Source organism: Nocardia brasiliensis IFM 10847 (genome assembly GCF_000710915.1).
In the GTDB taxonomy this organism is placed as follows: Bacteria; Actinomycetota; Actinomycetes; order Mycobacteriales; family Mycobacteriaceae; genus Nocardia; species Nocardia brasiliensis_A.
Genome location: NZ_BAUA01000112.1, coordinates 1 through 14,388, shown reverse-complemented (window position 1 = coordinate 14,388; position 14,388 = coordinate 1). Strand labels below are relative to the sequence as shown.

The 14,388-nt window shown below is 63.7% G+C and carries 14 protein-coding genes and 1 pseudogene; 7 read left to right on the top strand and 8 right to left on the bottom strand.

Annotated features, from left to right (window positions below; translation table 11 throughout):
- Nucleotides 1-116 precede the first annotated feature (116 nt).
- From NBRGI_RS23940 to NBRGI_RS23925, 4 genes and pseudogenes are all read right to left on the bottom strand, one after another.
- Entirely contained in the window at nucleotides 117-887 is a 771-nt protein-coding gene (locus tag NBRGI_RS23940; RefSeq protein WP_029899475.1) for an NADH-quinone oxidoreductase subunit C, read from the bottom strand.
- On the bottom strand, nucleotides 884-1,438 hold the full coding sequence (locus NBRGI_RS23935; protein WP_014984960.1) for a NuoB/complex I 20 kDa subunit family protein: 555 nt from the start codon (nucleotides 1,436-1,438) through the stop codon (nucleotides 884-886). The genes NBRGI_RS23940 and NBRGI_RS23935 overlap by 4 nt, the downstream gene beginning before the upstream one ends.
- A 50-nt stretch (nucleotides 1,439-1,488) precedes the next feature.
- A complete protein-coding gene (locus NBRGI_RS23930; protein ID WP_228832056.1) occupies nucleotides 1,489-1,857 on the bottom strand; it encodes an NADH-quinone oxidoreductase subunit A in 369 nt (122 codons plus the stop codon).
- A gap of 561 nt (nucleotides 1,858-2,418) precedes the next feature.
- Nucleotides 2,419-2,652 (bottom strand): annotated as a pseudogene (locus NBRGI_RS23925) (hypothetical protein); the annotation flags it as partial.
- A 399-nt stretch (nucleotides 2,653-3,051) separates the two neighbouring features.
- Between NBRGI_RS23925 and NBRGI_RS23920 the strand changes: the two are divergent.
- Genes NBRGI_RS23920 through NBRGI_RS46565 form a run of 3 tightly spaced genes read left to right on the top strand, consistent with a single transcriptional unit; the run spans nucleotide 3,052 to nucleotide 5,964 of the window.
- On the top strand, nucleotides 3,052-4,152 hold the full coding sequence (locus NBRGI_RS23920; RefSeq protein WP_029899472.1) for a tyrosine-type recombinase/integrase: 1,101 nt from the start codon (nucleotides 3,052-3,054) through the stop codon (nucleotides 4,150-4,152).
- Nucleotides 4,149-4,481 carry a helix-turn-helix domain-containing protein gene (locus tag NBRGI_RS23915; RefSeq protein ID WP_029899471.1) on the top strand — a complete coding sequence of 111 codons (333 nt, stop codon included), beginning with the start codon at nucleotides 4,149-4,151 and terminating at the stop codon, nucleotides 4,479-4,481. Before NBRGI_RS23920 ends, NBRGI_RS23915 begins: the two co-directional genes overlap by 4 nt.
- Nucleotides 4,471-5,964, top strand: coding sequence for a recombinase XerD (locus NBRGI_RS46565; RefSeq protein WP_235211086.1), 1,494 nt, complete (start codon nucleotides 4,471-4,473; stop codon nucleotides 5,962-5,964). The genes NBRGI_RS23915 and NBRGI_RS46565 overlap by 11 nt, the downstream gene beginning before the upstream one ends.
- A 39-nt stretch (nucleotides 5,965-6,003) precedes the next feature.
- On the opposite strand, the gene NBRGI_RS47625 is transcribed toward NBRGI_RS46565, so the two are convergent.
- A complete protein-coding gene (locus NBRGI_RS47625) occupies nucleotides 6,004-6,393 on the bottom strand; it encodes a hypothetical protein (RefSeq protein WP_148310922.1) in 390 nt (129 codons plus the stop codon).
- Between the two features lie 588 nt (nucleotides 6,394-6,981).
- Here NBRGI_RS47625 and NBRGI_RS45355 point away from each other — a divergent pair.
- The gene (locus NBRGI_RS45355; RefSeq protein WP_029899470.1) at nucleotides 6,982-7,476 is read left to right on the top strand and encodes a YfbM family protein; all 495 of its coding nucleotides are present in this window, start codon (nucleotides 6,982-6,984) and stop codon (nucleotides 7,474-7,476) included.
- 3 nt (nucleotides 7,477-7,479) lie between these two features.
- Here the strand turns inward: NBRGI_RS45355 and NBRGI_RS23905 are convergent, their stop codons facing one another.
- From NBRGI_RS23905 to NBRGI_RS23895, 3 genes are read right to left on the bottom strand one after another with little or no spacing between them, the layout of a single operon-like run.
- Nucleotides 7,480-7,929 carry an SRPBCC family protein gene (locus tag NBRGI_RS23905; protein ID WP_029899469.1) on the bottom strand — a complete coding sequence of 150 codons (450 nt, stop codon included), beginning with the start codon at nucleotides 7,927-7,929 and terminating at the stop codon, nucleotides 7,480-7,482.
- A gap of 15 nt (nucleotides 7,930-7,944) precedes the next feature.
- Nucleotides 7,945-8,286 (bottom strand): ArsR/SmtB family transcription factor, encoded by a 342-nt coding sequence (locus tag NBRGI_RS23900; RefSeq protein ID WP_029899468.1) that lies wholly within the window; start codon nucleotides 8,284-8,286, stop codon nucleotides 7,945-7,947.
- Nucleotides 8,283-8,747, bottom strand: a complete 465-nt coding sequence (locus NBRGI_RS23895; RefSeq protein ID WP_029899467.1) for an SRPBCC domain-containing protein — start codon at nucleotides 8,745-8,747, stop codon at nucleotides 8,283-8,285. Before NBRGI_RS23895 ends, NBRGI_RS23900 begins: the two co-directional genes overlap by 4 nt.
- Nucleotides 8,748-8,943: 196 nt before the next feature.
- On the opposite strand from NBRGI_RS23895, the gene NBRGI_RS23890 reads away from it, so the two are divergent.
- The 3 genes from NBRGI_RS23890 to NBRGI_RS23880 all read left to right on the top strand — a co-directional run bounded on the left by NBRGI_RS23890 (nucleotide 8,944) and on the right by NBRGI_RS23880 (nucleotide 14,287).
- On the top strand, nucleotides 8,944-11,175 hold the full coding sequence (locus NBRGI_RS23890) for a serine/threonine-protein kinase (protein ID WP_029899466.1): 2,232 nt from the start codon (nucleotides 8,944-8,946) through the stop codon (nucleotides 11,173-11,175).
- Nucleotides 11,176-11,831: 656 nt separating this feature from the next.
- Nucleotides 11,832-12,548: a metal-dependent hydrolase gene (locus NBRGI_RS23885; RefSeq protein ID WP_029899465.1), complete on the top strand. Its 717-nt coding sequence runs from the start codon at nucleotides 11,832-11,834 to the stop codon at nucleotides 12,546-12,548.
- Nucleotides 12,549-13,303: 755 nt separating this feature from the next.
- Complete coding sequence (locus NBRGI_RS23880) at nucleotides 13,304-14,287, top strand: SMP-30/gluconolactonase/LRE family protein (RefSeq protein ID WP_370627822.1); 984 nt, start codon at nucleotides 13,304-13,306, stop codon at nucleotides 14,285-14,287.
- Nucleotides 14,288-14,388 lie beyond the last annotated feature (101 nt).

The following is a 14,388-nucleotide window of genomic DNA, read 5'->3' as shown; positions in this document are numbered from 1 at the left end:
TGTCCGGCGACGGTGACCGGTGGGTTCGCCGGTAACAGCGGGCTCGGGATGGGTTTCGTTCACCCCGCCCGGCGCCGGGCCGCTACCCCGCACGGAATCGCTTTGCGATGCAGTCATCAGTTGTACGCCCTCCGCTCGTCGGGCGGCGGTATCCGCGCGCCCTTGTACTCGACCGGGATCCCGCCGAGCGGGTAGTCCTTGCGCTGGGGGTGACCGCGCCAGTCGTCGGGCATCAGGATTCGAGTGAGCGAGGGGTGCCCGTCGAAGAGGATGCCGAAGAAGTCGTAGGTTTCCCGCTCGTGCCAATCGGTGGTCGGATACACCTCGTACAGCGACGGGATGTGCGGATCGGCGTCCGGCGCGGCCACTTCCACGCGCAGGCGCCGGTTGTGCGTGATCGACATGAGCGGGTACACGGCGTGCAGTTCGCGGTCGGCGTCTTCGGGATAGTGCACCCCGCTGACGCCGAGGCACAGCTCGAAACGCAGCGCGGCCGAGTCGCGCAACGCGCGCGCGACCGCGACGAGGTGTTCGCGCCGCACGTGCAGGGTGAGTTCGCCGCGGAAGACGACGATCTTCTCCAGCGCCGCCTCCAGCCGCAGGCCGCCCTCGTCGAGCGCGGTGCGCAGCGCGTCCACGATCTCGTCGAAGTAGCCGCCGTAGGGCTGGGGCGAACTGCCCGGCAGGCTGACCGGTCGCACGAGCCCGCCGTAACCGGAGGTGTCGCCGCTGCCGCGCACGCCGAACATGCCGTGGCGGGTGCCGATCACCTCGTCGGGTTGGTCGGGGATCGGTCGCGTGCCTTCCGGACCCGCCGTCGCGGCGGCATCCGTCTCGTCGTGCGCCGCGGTGGTGGTGGTGTTGTTGTCGGAGGAGTCGAAGCTCATCGGAGCAGCCCCTCCATCCGAATGGTGGGCGTCGAAGCCAGGGCCGCCTGCTCGGCGGCGCGCACGGCCTCTTCCCGGTTGACCCCGAGCGGCATCTCCTGGATCTTGGCGTGCAGCGTCAGGATCGCGTTCAACAGCATCTCCGGCCGCGGCGGGCAGCCGGGCAGGTAGATGTCGACCGGGACCACGTGGTCGACGCCCTGCACGATGGCGTAGTTGTTGAACATCCCGCCCGACGACGCGCAAACCCCCATGGCGAGAACCCATTTCGGCTCTGTCATCTGGTCGTAGACCTGTCGCAGCACCGGCGCCATCTTGTTGCTGACCCGGCCCGCGACGATCATCAGATCCGCCTGCCGCGGCGAGGCGCGAAACGCCTCCATACCGAAGCGGGCAATGTCGAAACGGCCTGCGCCCGTGGCCATCATCTCGATGGCACAGCAGGCCAGACCGAAGGTGGCGGGCCACAGTGAGCCCTTACGCAGATATCCGGCGAAATCTTCGACCGTGCTCAGCAGAAAGCCGCTGGGCAGTTTTTCTTCGAGACCCATATCCGACTAACCTTCACTTCCACTCGTCGCCCGAACACGCTGTGCGGCAGTCAGTCCCAACTGAGCCCGCCGCGCCGCCATTCGTAGGCGTAGGCCACGGACACGTTGAAGATGAACAGCGCCATCGCGGCGAGACCGAAGAGACCGAGTGCATCGAAGTGGACTGCCCACGGGTAGAGGAACACGATCTCGATGTCGAAGATGATGAACAGCATGGCGGTGAGGTAGTACTTCACCGGAAAGCGTTGGCCCGTAACGTTTCCCGGGCCGCCGGCCACGGCGTGCGGAGTCGGTTCGATACCGCACTCGTAGGCCTCGAGTTTGGCCCGGTTGTACCGCTTCGGGCCGACGAGGGCCGCCATGATGATGGTGAACACCGCGAACGCCGCAGCGACCGCGCCTAGTACAAGAGTCGGCATTTCGATATTCACGACTGCCCTCTCCCTTGGTGTGAGCCGGCCCCTTCCTGGTGGGCTGGAGCCTGCGGGTGGGCCGCCCGTTAGCCGGACGGCAGCTTCCGAGGCGGGCTGACGTCGTTGTCCGCCTCGGCCAGACTCGCCCCATGGCCTGCTCGGCGCGGGGTGATGGCTGTGCCCGCGCACCTGTGAGCTAGGGCACAGCCTACAACCGATATGTCTGGGTGCCGCAGCTTTGACTGCTGCGTTTGATCTAATTCGTGACTCGGATTTATGACTGAAACGGTGGTAATCGCAAGGGCTGTCACGTGACGTTGGTCGACCGGTCAGTCGGTGTCGCGAAAAACAGCTCCTCGGAGCAGGTTTCGGGCAGTGTCCAGGGTTTTGCTGTTAGGCGAGCCTCGCCGCAGTTTCCGTCGCTCGACCCGGCTCGGACGGGAGGTCGGTACGCGACATCGGCGATAAGTCCGCCACCGGGCATCGGCTTGTGTAGCGGCAGGCCGTATTTCGATTAATGCAGACTGTGCATCAATGCCCGCACTGAAAGTGGTACGGGGGAACCGCTCAGGCTGCCGAACGGTTGCGCAGCAGCCCGACCACGGCCTCGGTCAGCCGGATCGGATCGATCGGATGCGAGACCGCCGCCTCGGCGCGCGACCAATTGGCCAGCCAGGCATCGTCGGGCCGGCCGGTGAGCACGAGTACCGGTGGGCAGTGCTCGATTTCGTCCTTGAGTTGCTTGGCGATGCCCAGCCCGCCGGTCGGGGTGGACTCGCCGTCGAGGATGACGAGATCGATTGGCAGGCCCGTGGGCGAGCGTGCCAGTCGGGAGCGGTGCATGAAACACCGCCAACACCAACAACATACGCCCAGCGCGGCCGACTCCCAGCACGTCCGTTTCTACGCCGATAATCAACATTATGTCAACTATACTCCTGCGTATTGCATCTGATGAATCATTCGACACCCTCCCCTCCGACGATCCACCCAAGCTCTGACAGAACCAAAACCGCTTCCTACCAGGGAGTTCCAGCCACAACCCTGAGTCGAACTTCAACGACGGACCCGAGCGGGTCTTTGCCCCGGTGAACTTCGTGACTCCAAACGGCCCCGCGACCGGCAATGATCCCCCTATGATTCATCCGGCGAATCAATGATTCATCAGATGAATCAGCCGCACTGGCTCAGGAGGACTGGTTGGCAGTCGACAAAAGCGGTCGAGTGAGGTTGGTCGACTCGGTTCCGCTGCTGCATCCCGAGCAGCACACGGTCGATGAGATGCTCAGCGGTTGGCGCAACCAGCAGCTATGCCGAAACCTACAGCACTCGACGATCGACCAGCGGGCACGGTATGTGCAGCGGTTCCTCGACTACACCAACGAATTTCCGTGGACTTGGGCACCAGCAATGGTTGAAGAGTTCTTCGGCGACCTTCGCTCGCTGCACCACGCCAAACAGTCCACGGTCCGCGGCTACCAGGTCGCCCTTCGACAATTCTGCTCCTACGTGAGCAATCCGGACTACGGGTGGGATCGTGTCTGCGAACAGCGGTTTGGTGCCCATCCTGCCCAAGTCTTCTTCGACTGGAACACGGCTCAGCATGTCCAGGACAATGAGTCCGGGCCAGAGAAACGAGCATTCACCAAGCAAGAGCTCCAGATGTTTTTCGACTACGCCGATGATCAGGTTGCTTTGATCGCGGCGAGTGGACGGAAGGGTTACCTGCCTGCCTATCGGGACTCGGTGATGTTCAAGGTCGCCTACTCTTACGGCCTCCGGTTCAACGAGTTCCGGCATCTGCAAACGGTCGACTTCGCTGGAAACCCACACGCCAAAGAGTTCGGTCGACATGGCGTCGTTCATGTCCGATACGGCAAGGCCAAGCGTGGTTCGCCGCCGAAGCGACGCAGCGTTTTGACTGTGTTCGAATGGACGCCGGAGATCATCGTCGATTGGCTCACGCATGGGCAACCGTGCCTTGACGATGGGATTGATCTGTTCCCCAGCGAACGAGGTGCCCTGGTGGCCGAGGCGACGCTTATCCGGCGGTTCCGCCGTTACTGCGACGAACTAGACCTTCCGCCCGGCCTGGATCTGCATTCGCTGCGCCGGTCATATGCGACCCACCTGATCGAAGACGGCTGGGATCCCCTGTTTGTCCAACACCAGATGGGTCATGAACACGCCAGTACGACAGCTATTTACACGTGTGTTTCCAGTGACTTCCGCACTCGAACGCTACGGAAGGCATTGGACGCAACAATTGCCGAAGCCTTGGGAGAGGGAGGAATCGGATGAAGCGCCAAGTCGACTACACATGGCGGCTAGCGGAGCTGATGGCCCGCCACGGCCTGCACAACAGCACCGCGCTGATCCCCCGGCTGCATGAACGCGGGATCACTCTCTCGCGGCCACAGGTTTACCGGCTCGTGAATCAGCGGCCAGAGAGAGTGTCGTTGCAGATGGTCGCAGCGCTATGCGACATATTCGGCTGCGGCATTGAGGATTTGGTGACGGTTACCGCCACCGACGCTCGTCGCCAGAAGACCGGCTCGACACCGAACGTCGTCGAGCTCAACAGGGCGATCAGGCCTAAGCGGGCACGGGTGATCTCCGATGACGATTGAGATCAATCCACGATCGACGACTCGCGGGCGGCCACGAACAAAGGGAACTCTCACCTGCGCCCGATGCAGCCGCCAGGCCAAGAAACTCCGCGCCCGCTGGCCAGAGGGCGCGATCTGCGGCACCTGCTTTCACGAGGCGATGCGGACCTACGGACACTGCCCAGGCTGCGGTTTCGAACGACTTCTGCCAGGCAGGGGCGATATCGGAGGTCAACCAGTATGTGTCGAATGCGCTGGCATCAGCGATGATTTCCATTGCGACAGATGCGGAGTCGAAGCCGAATTCTATCGCCATGGCATCTGCGCCAGATGCGCACTCAGAGAGGACCTCACGCTTCTGCTCTTGCACTGCCCCGCCGATCCGCAAGCGATGAAAACACTCGTTGATGCATTCTGCAATGTCGATCGGCCCGAAAGCATCCTCACCTGGAAACGTCCGGAACAAGTGCGAGACCTATTGCGCCGCCTAGCATCCGGCGAAATACCACTCACACATGAGGGTCTAGATGCCGAAGGAGCCGGCAAGCGTGTGAACCACCTGCGAAGCGTCCTCGAACATCACGGCCTACTCCCCCCGCGTGACGGCCGCCTCGCGCACTTCGAATCATGGATCTCCGCCAAGCTCGATACAATCCCCGAAAAGTCGGTACGCCAGCCAGTTGAGCAATTCGCGACATGGCACCACCTCAACCGCGTCAGAAGAATATCGGCAGACGGACATGAGACCCGCGGACCGGTCCACGCATCAAAGCAAGACATCACTGAGACCATCAAATTCCTGGCCTGGCTGCACGAGAGCTACGCGCGCACTGCGGAGACCTGCACCCAGCAAGACGTCGACGAATGGCTTGCGAACGGTCCGACCACCCGACACTTCATCCGGACATTCTTCGTTTGGGCGAGAAGCGCCAGGATCAACCGAACGATCTCGATCGACCATCGGCAACCGAAGTCAGTCCGCGTCTTCACGCAGGAGCAACGCCTTGCATGGTTGCGTGAATTACTCACGGGCAACAGCGAATCCCTACCCTATCGAGTAGCCGCCATTCTCCTGCTGCTCTACGCACAGCCACTGGTGAAAATCGCTGGACTCCGAACGACAGATGTCGTTGTCACACCATCAGAGATCCGATTGGCGCTGGGTTCTGAGCCAGTCCCAGTTCCAGCACCGTTCGACAAGCTTCTCGCAGATCACCTAGCCAACCGCCCGAATCTCCGCACGACTGCGGGCCTCGAGAGCGAATGGCTTTTCCCTGGCTATCGCGCAGGACGACATGTCCTTCCCGACACCATCATGCAGCGGGTCCGAAACCTCGGGATAAATCTGCTTGGCGCCCGCAACACCGCACTACGAACCCTCGTCACCCAAGTCCCGCCGCCCCTCGCTGCCGAAATGCTCGGCTACAGCACACAGGTCGTGCATAAACACGCAGAACTGGCGGCACAGCCTTGGGCCCGGTATTCCGCTGGCCGACAGGGATGACCATGACTTCTTCCTCAACAGGATGAACCAAAAGGCGCGCTATTTCCGGAAATGCTGTTTTGCGAAGTCTTTGGCGATTTCTGTCGCAACGAATTTGCAACTTGAAGTATCATGGATCCATTTGCGGAAGTATAATATTCTGACGTGACGGGTCCCCTTGAAAAGTTTCACATTACACTCCCCTTTTCTGGGGTCTCCGGGCCCGAAGTAGGCCTCATCCGCATCGGGCACCTGAGGTAAGGGAGCATAGATGGTGCCCGCCATTTCATCGGCCGGCTTCGGAGTTTTCTCCAGGGTGGCATAATCGTAAATAGAAATCGAACTGAAACGCGCCTTGTTGAATTCATCCAGGTTGCATTCCGTAGCCGCTTCATCCCTTAAGCATTTGCTAACCTTTTCGTCCCCCCAAACGCATTCGGTCGTCACCACCTCGTCGGATGATTGTCGACGGCCTGCCGTGAGTTTTCCTGCTTCCTCCAATACATCGAGAGAGTAATCCGATAGATCATCGCACTCGAACGAGCTCCGGGTTCGCGCCTGGTCTCGATCAGAGCAGGCGGAAAGTAGCGAGAGCGCGGGTATCAGTACAGCGACAGTACAAAAGGCCTTGAGGAGTGCCCCCGTCCAAGATCGAATCACAGCAGCATTGAAACAGGAGGAGCACTGTCGCGCCAGCCGTCATAAGTCGGGGCTGAAGCGGGGCTCGCGCTGTACCACGTTGTTCTCGGCGGCACCCCGACTGGACGCGGGCGAAGACTACTTCGTCAGCTATCTCACGGCCGACCAGGGCGCCGATGTTGTGAGAGCGCGTGCTCGAGTCAAGTCCACAGACGAATACGCCAGCATCGAATATGCAGGGTTACCAGTAATACCCATATACAGCACCTGTGACCCTCCGCCGGCTCTCCTCCGGAGAACGACCGACCCTAGCGCCACTGCCCCCGATAACAGTGCGTTGTGCACAGTCGACCACCGAAATACGCTGACGTTCTTACACGTGGTAGTCAGGACGGTGCAGTGGGATCTCTGGGTGTTCATTTCGCTCTGACACCGGAACAGGCGCGAGCACTGCTCGGCGCGGAAGATCCGGATGATCTCTTGGCGCTTGTCGAGATGGTCGAGGAAGAGCTGGCCGACGAGGCCGATCAGGTGAGCAGCGACAAAGCGTGGGATGCCATTCATCGGTGCCTGTCCGACGGCACACTCGATCCCGCCGGCGGCACCTACCCACTCTCCTACGCTGTGCTCGGCGGAACTCGACTGGATGCGGGCGAAGACTATTTCGTCAGCTATCTCACGTCCGAGCAGGTCGACGATGTCGCACGGGCGTTGGCGCCACTGGACGAACAGTCGTTCCGCGAACGCTTTTTCGCACTGGACTCCGACGACTATGCCGGGCCCCGCGACACGGACGACTTCGCCTATACCTGGTCGAACCTCGTTGATATCAGGGCCTTCTTCGCCCGGACGGCGCAGCTCGGTGGCCACGTGATCTTCACGGTGGACCAGTAGGGTCTAGTTCCAATTGTCGATCCGCACATCGCGCGGATCCGGTGCCCCCGTTCCGGTTTCGACGTAACTCTTGAGGCTCATCAAGAACAGCGCCCACTTGGTGCTGCAGTGGTGCATGAACTCGACGGGTTCGCGCCAGCCTTGATGCTGGAACAGCACGATCGCGTGGTCACCCTCGCGTTTGAGGGCGAACGAGACCTCGGTGCCCACCCACTCCTCGGGGCCGTCGACGACCTCCCATCGCACCCGCTCGGCGGGCCGCAGGTCGGTGATCTTCATGTCGAACCCTTCCTTGCCCTCGGGTCCGAAGCGGAACCTGATTACTCCCCCGGCGCTTTCGTCACCGTAGGTGTTGGTGGTCCACCAGTTGGCGAGTCCGTCGATCGTTGTCAGTGCCGTGTAGACATCGTCGAGGGGTGATTCGATCCCGACCCGATGCAGAATGTCGACCATTTCGGAGTTCCTCTCTCACTTCTTCTCTTTGGTGCGTTGAATCGCCTCGGCGATCTTCTTGATGCGCTGCAGCCGGGCATCCCACGCGGAGCCGACCGCGTCGAGCTGGGCAACCGCGCGAGCCAGTTGGGCGGCGTCGACGTGGTAGCGGTGTTCGCGACCGGACGGCGTGCCGTGCACCAGGCCGGCCCGGTCCAGGACGCCGAGATGGCGCGCGACGGCCTGTCGCGTCACGGGCAGCTGTTCACTGAGCGAGGTCGCGGTGCCGCCGCCCTCGGAGAGCAGCAGATCGAGCATGCGACGCCGGGTCGGATCCCCTATCGCGGACCAGAGATCGTCATCGACGGCGGTGCTCATCGGCCCGCACCGACCTTCGCGGCGTACGCCACGAGACGCGGTAGGAACAGCTCCCAGCCTTCGATGTGGGAGTTGTATTCGCGCTCCAGTACTGCGATCTCCCAACCCCGCTCGCGGAACCCGACCTCGGTCATCTGCACGGTGGTGCCCGTCCCGGACGGGCTGAGTTCGAAGGTGACGAACAGCGAATTCCCGGCGTCGGCAGCGTCGTCCGCCGGGTGTCCCCAGCGGAACGAGAACAGCTTGGGCGGTAGCGCGTCGACGACGGTCAGCAAGGCGACGGAGGCGTCCGGTGCGTTCCGGTCACCCCACACGAGTTCGCCGACCGCGCCGGGCACCGGATCGAGCGACGCCTCGTCGGGCCACCACTCGCGCAGATGTTCGGGACTGCTGATGACTTCGTAGACCACCTCCGGGGTGGCCTCGATGTACAGGGACCGTTCGATGCGTCCGTACTCCATGTCCGAGCCTCTCGACGTGCAACATTTTGTTGCACGTGACGTTAGCTGGTGATGCCGTAATGTGCAACACTTCGTTGCGCAACAGGGCGACCCGAGCGCCGGAAACCTTCAGTGCCGGATAATTCGAAGGTCCCAATTAGAGTGATCGTTTAAGCTCTGTTGGGGGCTCGGGAAGCCATTTGATCGGGTGGGCCACATGGAAACGCACTATGGTGCCGACCGGGTGACGGCGACGCAAAGCGCGTTGACGCAACTGGTCGCTGGATTCGACAGCGCTTGGGAGGGCGCCGCCGAACCCCCGGACCTGGCCGCGCACCTGCCGGCCGAGGCCGGACTGCGCCGATCCGCCCTGATCGAACTGATCAAGGTCGACCTCCAGCACCGCTGGCGAGCCACCGGCAACGGCAAGCGACTCGCGGACTACCGGGCCCAATTCCCCGAACTCGACACCGCCCCACTGCCGCCGGACCTCATCTACGAGGAGATCACCGCACGCAGCCGCGGCGGCGACGACCTCGACCTCACCGAATACGAGCACGAGTTCGCCACCCAGATGGCGCAGATCGCCGAACGCCTGGACACCGGCGAGAACTTCCGCACCACCCTGCTCGCCGACGCCACCGCGTCCAACGCACTCGACACCATCGCGCCCGGCAACACCATCGATGACTTCGACCTGCTCATCGGACTCGGACAAGGCGCGTTCGCCCGCGTCTTCCTCGCCAGGCAACGGTCGATGCAACGCCTTGTCGCCGTGAAGATCTCCCGCGACCGCGGCAGCGAACCGCAGACCCTCGCCCAGCTCGACCACGAACACATCGTGCGCGTCTTCGACCAGCGTCAGATCGAAGAACAACACCTCAAGCTGATGTACATGCAGTACGTGCCGGGCGGCACCCTGCTCGGCGTCCTGCGCCTGCTCCGCACCACGCCGATCGACCAGCGCAGCGGACAGCTCCTGCTCGATGCCGTCGACACCGCGGTCACCTCCGGTGGCGTGCTCACACCCCAACCGTCCACCACCCGAACCGAACTCGCGAACCTCACCTGGCCCGAGGCGGTCGCGTGGCTGGGCAGCCGACTCGCCACCGCGCTGGACTACGCCAACCGCGCCGGCGTCCTGCACCGCGATATCAAGCCCGCCAATGTGCTGCTCACCGTCGACGGACAACCCAAACTCGCCGACTTCAACATCAGCTTCAGCACGCACATCCCGGGCGCGAGTCCCGTGGCGTACTTCGGTGGGTCGCTGGCGTATATGTCGCCCGAACAGCTCGAGGCCTGCCATCCGGCGATCCCCACCACCGCCGCCGACCTGGACACCCGCAGCGACCTCTATGCCCTCGCGGTCGTCCTGTGGGAACTGCTGACCGGGCGGCTCCCGTTCGCCGACGAGATCGGCATCGGCGAATCCGACACCTCACTGACCCGGATGATCGAACTGCGCAGGCGTCCGATCGACGAACGCCGCAGCAGCGCCCCCGCCGACTGCCCGCAGATCCTGCGGCACGCCCTGCTCACCTGCCTGTCCCCCGACCGCGACGACCGCTACCGCACCGGCGCCGAACTCGCCGAGCAACTGAACCTGGCGCTGGACCGCACCGCGCGCGACCTCATCGACCCGCCCTCGCACAGCTTGCGCGGCCGGTTGCGGATGCGGCCGATGCCCGTCGTCACGCTGTCCAGCGCGCTCGGGCAACTACTCGGCGGCATGTACCTGGCAGGACACAACACCAGGCTGCTCGACCTCGAACTCAGCGCCGACGGACGCGCAGAACTCACCCGACTCGCGCTGATCACCGCCGCCATCGGATACCCGATCGGCATCGGACTGCTGCTGTATTGGTGCCGGTTGGTGTTCCTGGTTCCCGAGGGACTGCGGCGCGGCAAACGCTACGACGACAAGACTCTCGCCAAAGCCCGCGCGGACACCCTCGCCTGCAGCGACCGCATCGCCACCGTCGCGTTCACAGGCTGGGTGCTCGCACTCGGCGTCTTCCTGGTCAAGCTGCACTACATCGGCGACCTCTCCCCTGGACTGCTGATCAACCTGATCGCCTCGCACCTCGTCGCCGCGGCCGTCGCGGTCGTCTACACCTACTTTCCGGTGACCTTCTTCGTACTCCGTTGGTACTACCCCGGATTGGTCGCCGCCGGACACAGCTCCCCCGGCGAGGCTGTGCAGCTGCATCGGCTCGCGCGACGCAGCCGGATCTACCTCGGCATCGCCGCCTCCGTGCCGTTGTTCGGGGTCGCGGCGGGCGTCGCGTTCCTGGACCCGACCCAGCAGCAGACGGTCATCGCCTCCATCGTGGCGCTGTGCGTGTGCGGGCTGTTCGCGTTCGTCGGTGCGCTGCGGGTGTTCTACACGCTCGAATCGGATCTGCATGCGCTACACCGGATCGTGGATCCGCACGCTCGGCCTTGAGGGGCCAACCTCTCCTGTCCGTGCGGTTTTGGTTGTTGGCTGTTTCTCGAGGTGCCTGAGTAGAGCTGTATATGCATATATACGCACAGGGGCGTACCACCATGTTTGTTGACTGTAGAGATCTGAACGTCCACACGCCCGAAGGCGCCGGCGATCAGTTGTGGCTAAACAGCAGATCCGCTTCCCGCTTACGAGCAGTCCCCAGGCGGCGTCCGCACGCGCCACCTGTCCCCTCCCCAGGCACCTCTCCTCTTGTAGTTCCCTCCGGCCGCGCACCCTTTCGTGCCGCACAGTCCCCCGCGCCGCCTCCCCACCCGTGCAGCCCCCCAGGCGACAAGTACCGCCTTCCTCTCCCTGCGCACTTCTCGTCGTCCTGCGCACCTCTCGTAACGAGCAGTCCCCCAGGCAACCTCCACACCCGCGCGGCCCTCCATAGGCGATAAGTACCGCTCCCCCTCGCTGCGCACTTCTCGTCGTCCCGCGCGCGTGTCAGCTGACCGACATACGCGCGGGATGCCAAAAGATGCGCGGCAGGCTCCCTGCGGACTTCCTTGCGCCCGAGGGTAACCCGACTCCCCCAGCTGGATGTTCTTGTCCACCAAGATCACTGAATCGGGATTCGCTGAATAGTCGTGAGGTGAACTAACGTTCAGTCGGTGCTTGGACATTCACATGCGACCAGTGGCGCTTTGGCCTGGTCGGGGGCGGCAGCGGCGCTGCCCGTCACGATCTTGACCTACCCCACGATTCAAGGCGCCACCGGACATCTCGGGCCCGTCGATCTGCTGCTGGGAACCTTCCTCACAGCCGGAGCCGCGTTGCTGCCGGACGCCGATCACCCCAACGGGACCATCGCGCATGTACTCGGCCCGCTTTCCTACACGCTCTGCAAGATCATTTCGTGGGTATCCGGCGGACATCGGCATGCCACGCACTCCTTGGCTTTCGTGGCCGCCGTGACGTACGGAACGTGGGCCGGCGAGCACTGGATCGGGCGCTGGTTCACCCTCGGACTCGTCTTCTTCCTACTCGCCCTGGCCGTGCGCGCCCTACACCTCTGTCCATCGGGCGACGGATTCTCCGCCTGGGGCACCGTCGTCGTGCTCGCCGCGGCCGGGACGTTCGCCATGGACCACTGGATCGCCGACAAGCCCGTCTGGTTGCCGTTCTGCGTCGGCCTCGGCGCCCTGACCCACCTGCTCGGCGACTGTCTCACCGACCGTGGCTGCCGCCTGTTCTGGCCGTTCAAACTCCGCACCAGCCTGCCGATCATCGAGCGCACCGGGAACAAGGTCGAAACGTGGATCCTGTCCCCGCTCTTCGTGATCGGCACCCTCGCCGTGCTCTGGTACGCGATCACCCACCAGCCGTAGGGGCACTCGCCGCAGCGGTCCAGTACGCCGAGATGGCGTGCGACGGCCTGGTCGCGTCACGGGCAGCTGTTCACTGAGCGAGGTCGCGGTGCCGCCGCCCTCGGCGAGCAGCAAACTGTTCGCTGAGAACACGCGCCTGCGCGACGGACGGCGCCGCTGTTCCGATGAAGCGATCTCACGACCGGAAAGGTCGACGATGTCGCACGGGGATCATCTGGTGTGGTGTGCCGCGAGTACGGGAAAGTTCAAGGCCGCAACCGAAGTCGCGGCCGCCAACGAACCCGACGACACCACTCGTGCCGGGCTGCACTGGACACTCCGGCCGCGGGCACACCGACCGATGCACCTGGCGCATCCGCAGCGACCACGACGCCGCCGTGGCCTCGCGAACAGCGCGCGCTTCTCGCAGAGCACATATACGGCAACCTCGCCCGCGGTAGGTGCCGTGTCCGGTGTCGACGGATTTCCCGTGCCAGACAGACCGAGGTCCATGCCTCGCGAAAAGTGTGCCCTCTTCGTCTGGGCGGTTTTTTGATCGTGCCCACTTTCTTACCGCAGGATTCATACAGGATTGCACACATGGCTAGATGCGCATATCTACGTATGGACATGTCATTTAGTTGTGCTGCCGTCGGCGGCTGCTCGCGCCCGGGCGCGGCACGTATCGCACTCGCCTGCGCAATCCCCCTCCCTGGATCCGATTCCACCAGGCACCTCCTACCCCGGCGTTACGCTGAGACGTGCTCGCATCGACGATGAATCCGCAACGCTGGACCCCTCCCCCCGCTTCGCGGCGTGCGCGCGAAACACACAGCACGCCACCACTTCCCGCGCTGACGCGAGTAGAGTTGCCCGCGGCGGGTCCCGAGGATGTGGTGCGCACGCCCGACGGACGACTGCTCACCGGAACCGGTGACGGTGCGATTCACAGCATCGACCCGGCGACCGGCGAGGTGCGGTTACTGGCGAACACCGGCGGGCGGCCGCTCGGCTTGCACGCCGACCCCGACGGCACCGTGCTGATCTGCGACTTCGAGCGTGGCCTGCTCGAACTGCGACCGGACGGCACCCTCGAGGTGCTCGTCGACGAGTTCGACGGGGCGCGACTCCCCTTCGCCAGCAACGTGGTTCGCGACACGGACGGAACCATCTACTTCTCCTCGTCGACCAGCCGGTATCCGCTGGACCAATACATGGGCGACCTGCTGGAGCATTCCGGGACGGGCAGGCTGTTCCGGCGCGATCCGTCGGGAAAGGTCGAATTGCTGCTCGACGGACTGCATTTCGCGAACGGTGTGGTGCTCGCGCCGGATCGTTCGTGCGTAGTGGTCGCCGAAACGGGCGGATACCGGCTGACCCGGCACTGGTTGACCGGCCCCAAGGCAGGCACCCGGGACCTGCTCATCGAGAATTTGCCCGGCTTCCCGGACAATCTGGGCCTCGGCAGCGACGGGCTCATCTGGATCACCCTGCCCAGCGCCCGAATTCCGATCCTGGACCGGCTGCTTCCCCTGCCCGGAATACTGCGCCGGATCGTGTGGGCGCTGCCGGACTGGGTGCAGCCGAAGCCGGCGAAGACGATCTGGGTGATGGCGGTCGACTTCGACGGCAACACAGTGCACGACCTGCAGACCGAGGGCACGAACTTCGCGATGGTCACCGGCGTCGTCGAACACGAGGGCACGCTGTACCTGGGCAGCCTCACCGAGTCCGCCGTCGGAGTCACGCGCGTTCCGTAGCACGCGGAGCGCCGCGAGAAGCGAGTTACTGGGTGTCCGATGCTAACTGCGGCACTCCCTGGAGGATGCTTCGGCTCAGCGCGGGTGGGTCATGCTCCGAC

Bases quoted from the DNA above. Each gene is read 5' to 3' on its own strand.
- NBRGI_RS23935 (WP_014984960.1), bottom strand. From the start codon at position 1,438: ATGGGTCTCGAAGAAAAACTGCCCAGCGGCTTTCTGCTGAGCACGGTC.
- NBRGI_RS23915 (WP_029899471.1), top strand. From the start codon at position 4,149: ATGAAGCGCCAAGTCGACTACACATGGCGGCTAGCGGAGCTGATGGCC.
- NBRGI_RS23895 (WP_029899467.1), bottom strand. From the start codon at position 8,747: ATGGAGTACGGACGCATCGAACGGTCCCTGTACATCGAGGCCACCCCG.
- NBRGI_RS23930 (WP_228832056.1), bottom strand. From the start codon at position 1,857: ATGCCGACTCTTGTACTAGGCGCGGTCGCTGCGGCGTTCGCGGTGTTC.
- NBRGI_RS23880 (WP_370627822.1), top strand. From the start codon at position 13,304: ATGAATCCGCAACGCTGGACCCCTCCCCCCGCTTCGCGGCGTGCGCGC.
- NBRGI_RS46565 (WP_235211086.1), top strand. From the start codon at position 4,471: ATGACGATTGAGATCAATCCACGATCGACGACTCGCGGGCGGCCACGA.
- NBRGI_RS23905 (WP_029899469.1), bottom strand. From the start codon at position 7,929: ATGGTCGACATTCTGCATCGGGTCGGGATCGAATCACCCCTCGACGAT.
- NBRGI_RS23900 (WP_029899468.1), bottom strand. From the start codon at position 8,286: ATGAGCACCGCCGTCGATGACGATCTCTGGTCCGCGATAGGGGATCCG.
- NBRGI_RS23940 (WP_029899475.1), bottom strand. From the start codon at position 887: ATGAGCTTCGACTCCTCCGACAACAACACCACCACCACCGCGGCGCAC.
- NBRGI_RS23890 (WP_029899466.1), top strand. From the start codon at position 8,944: ATGGAAACGCACTATGGTGCCGACCGGGTGACGGCGACGCAAAGCGCG.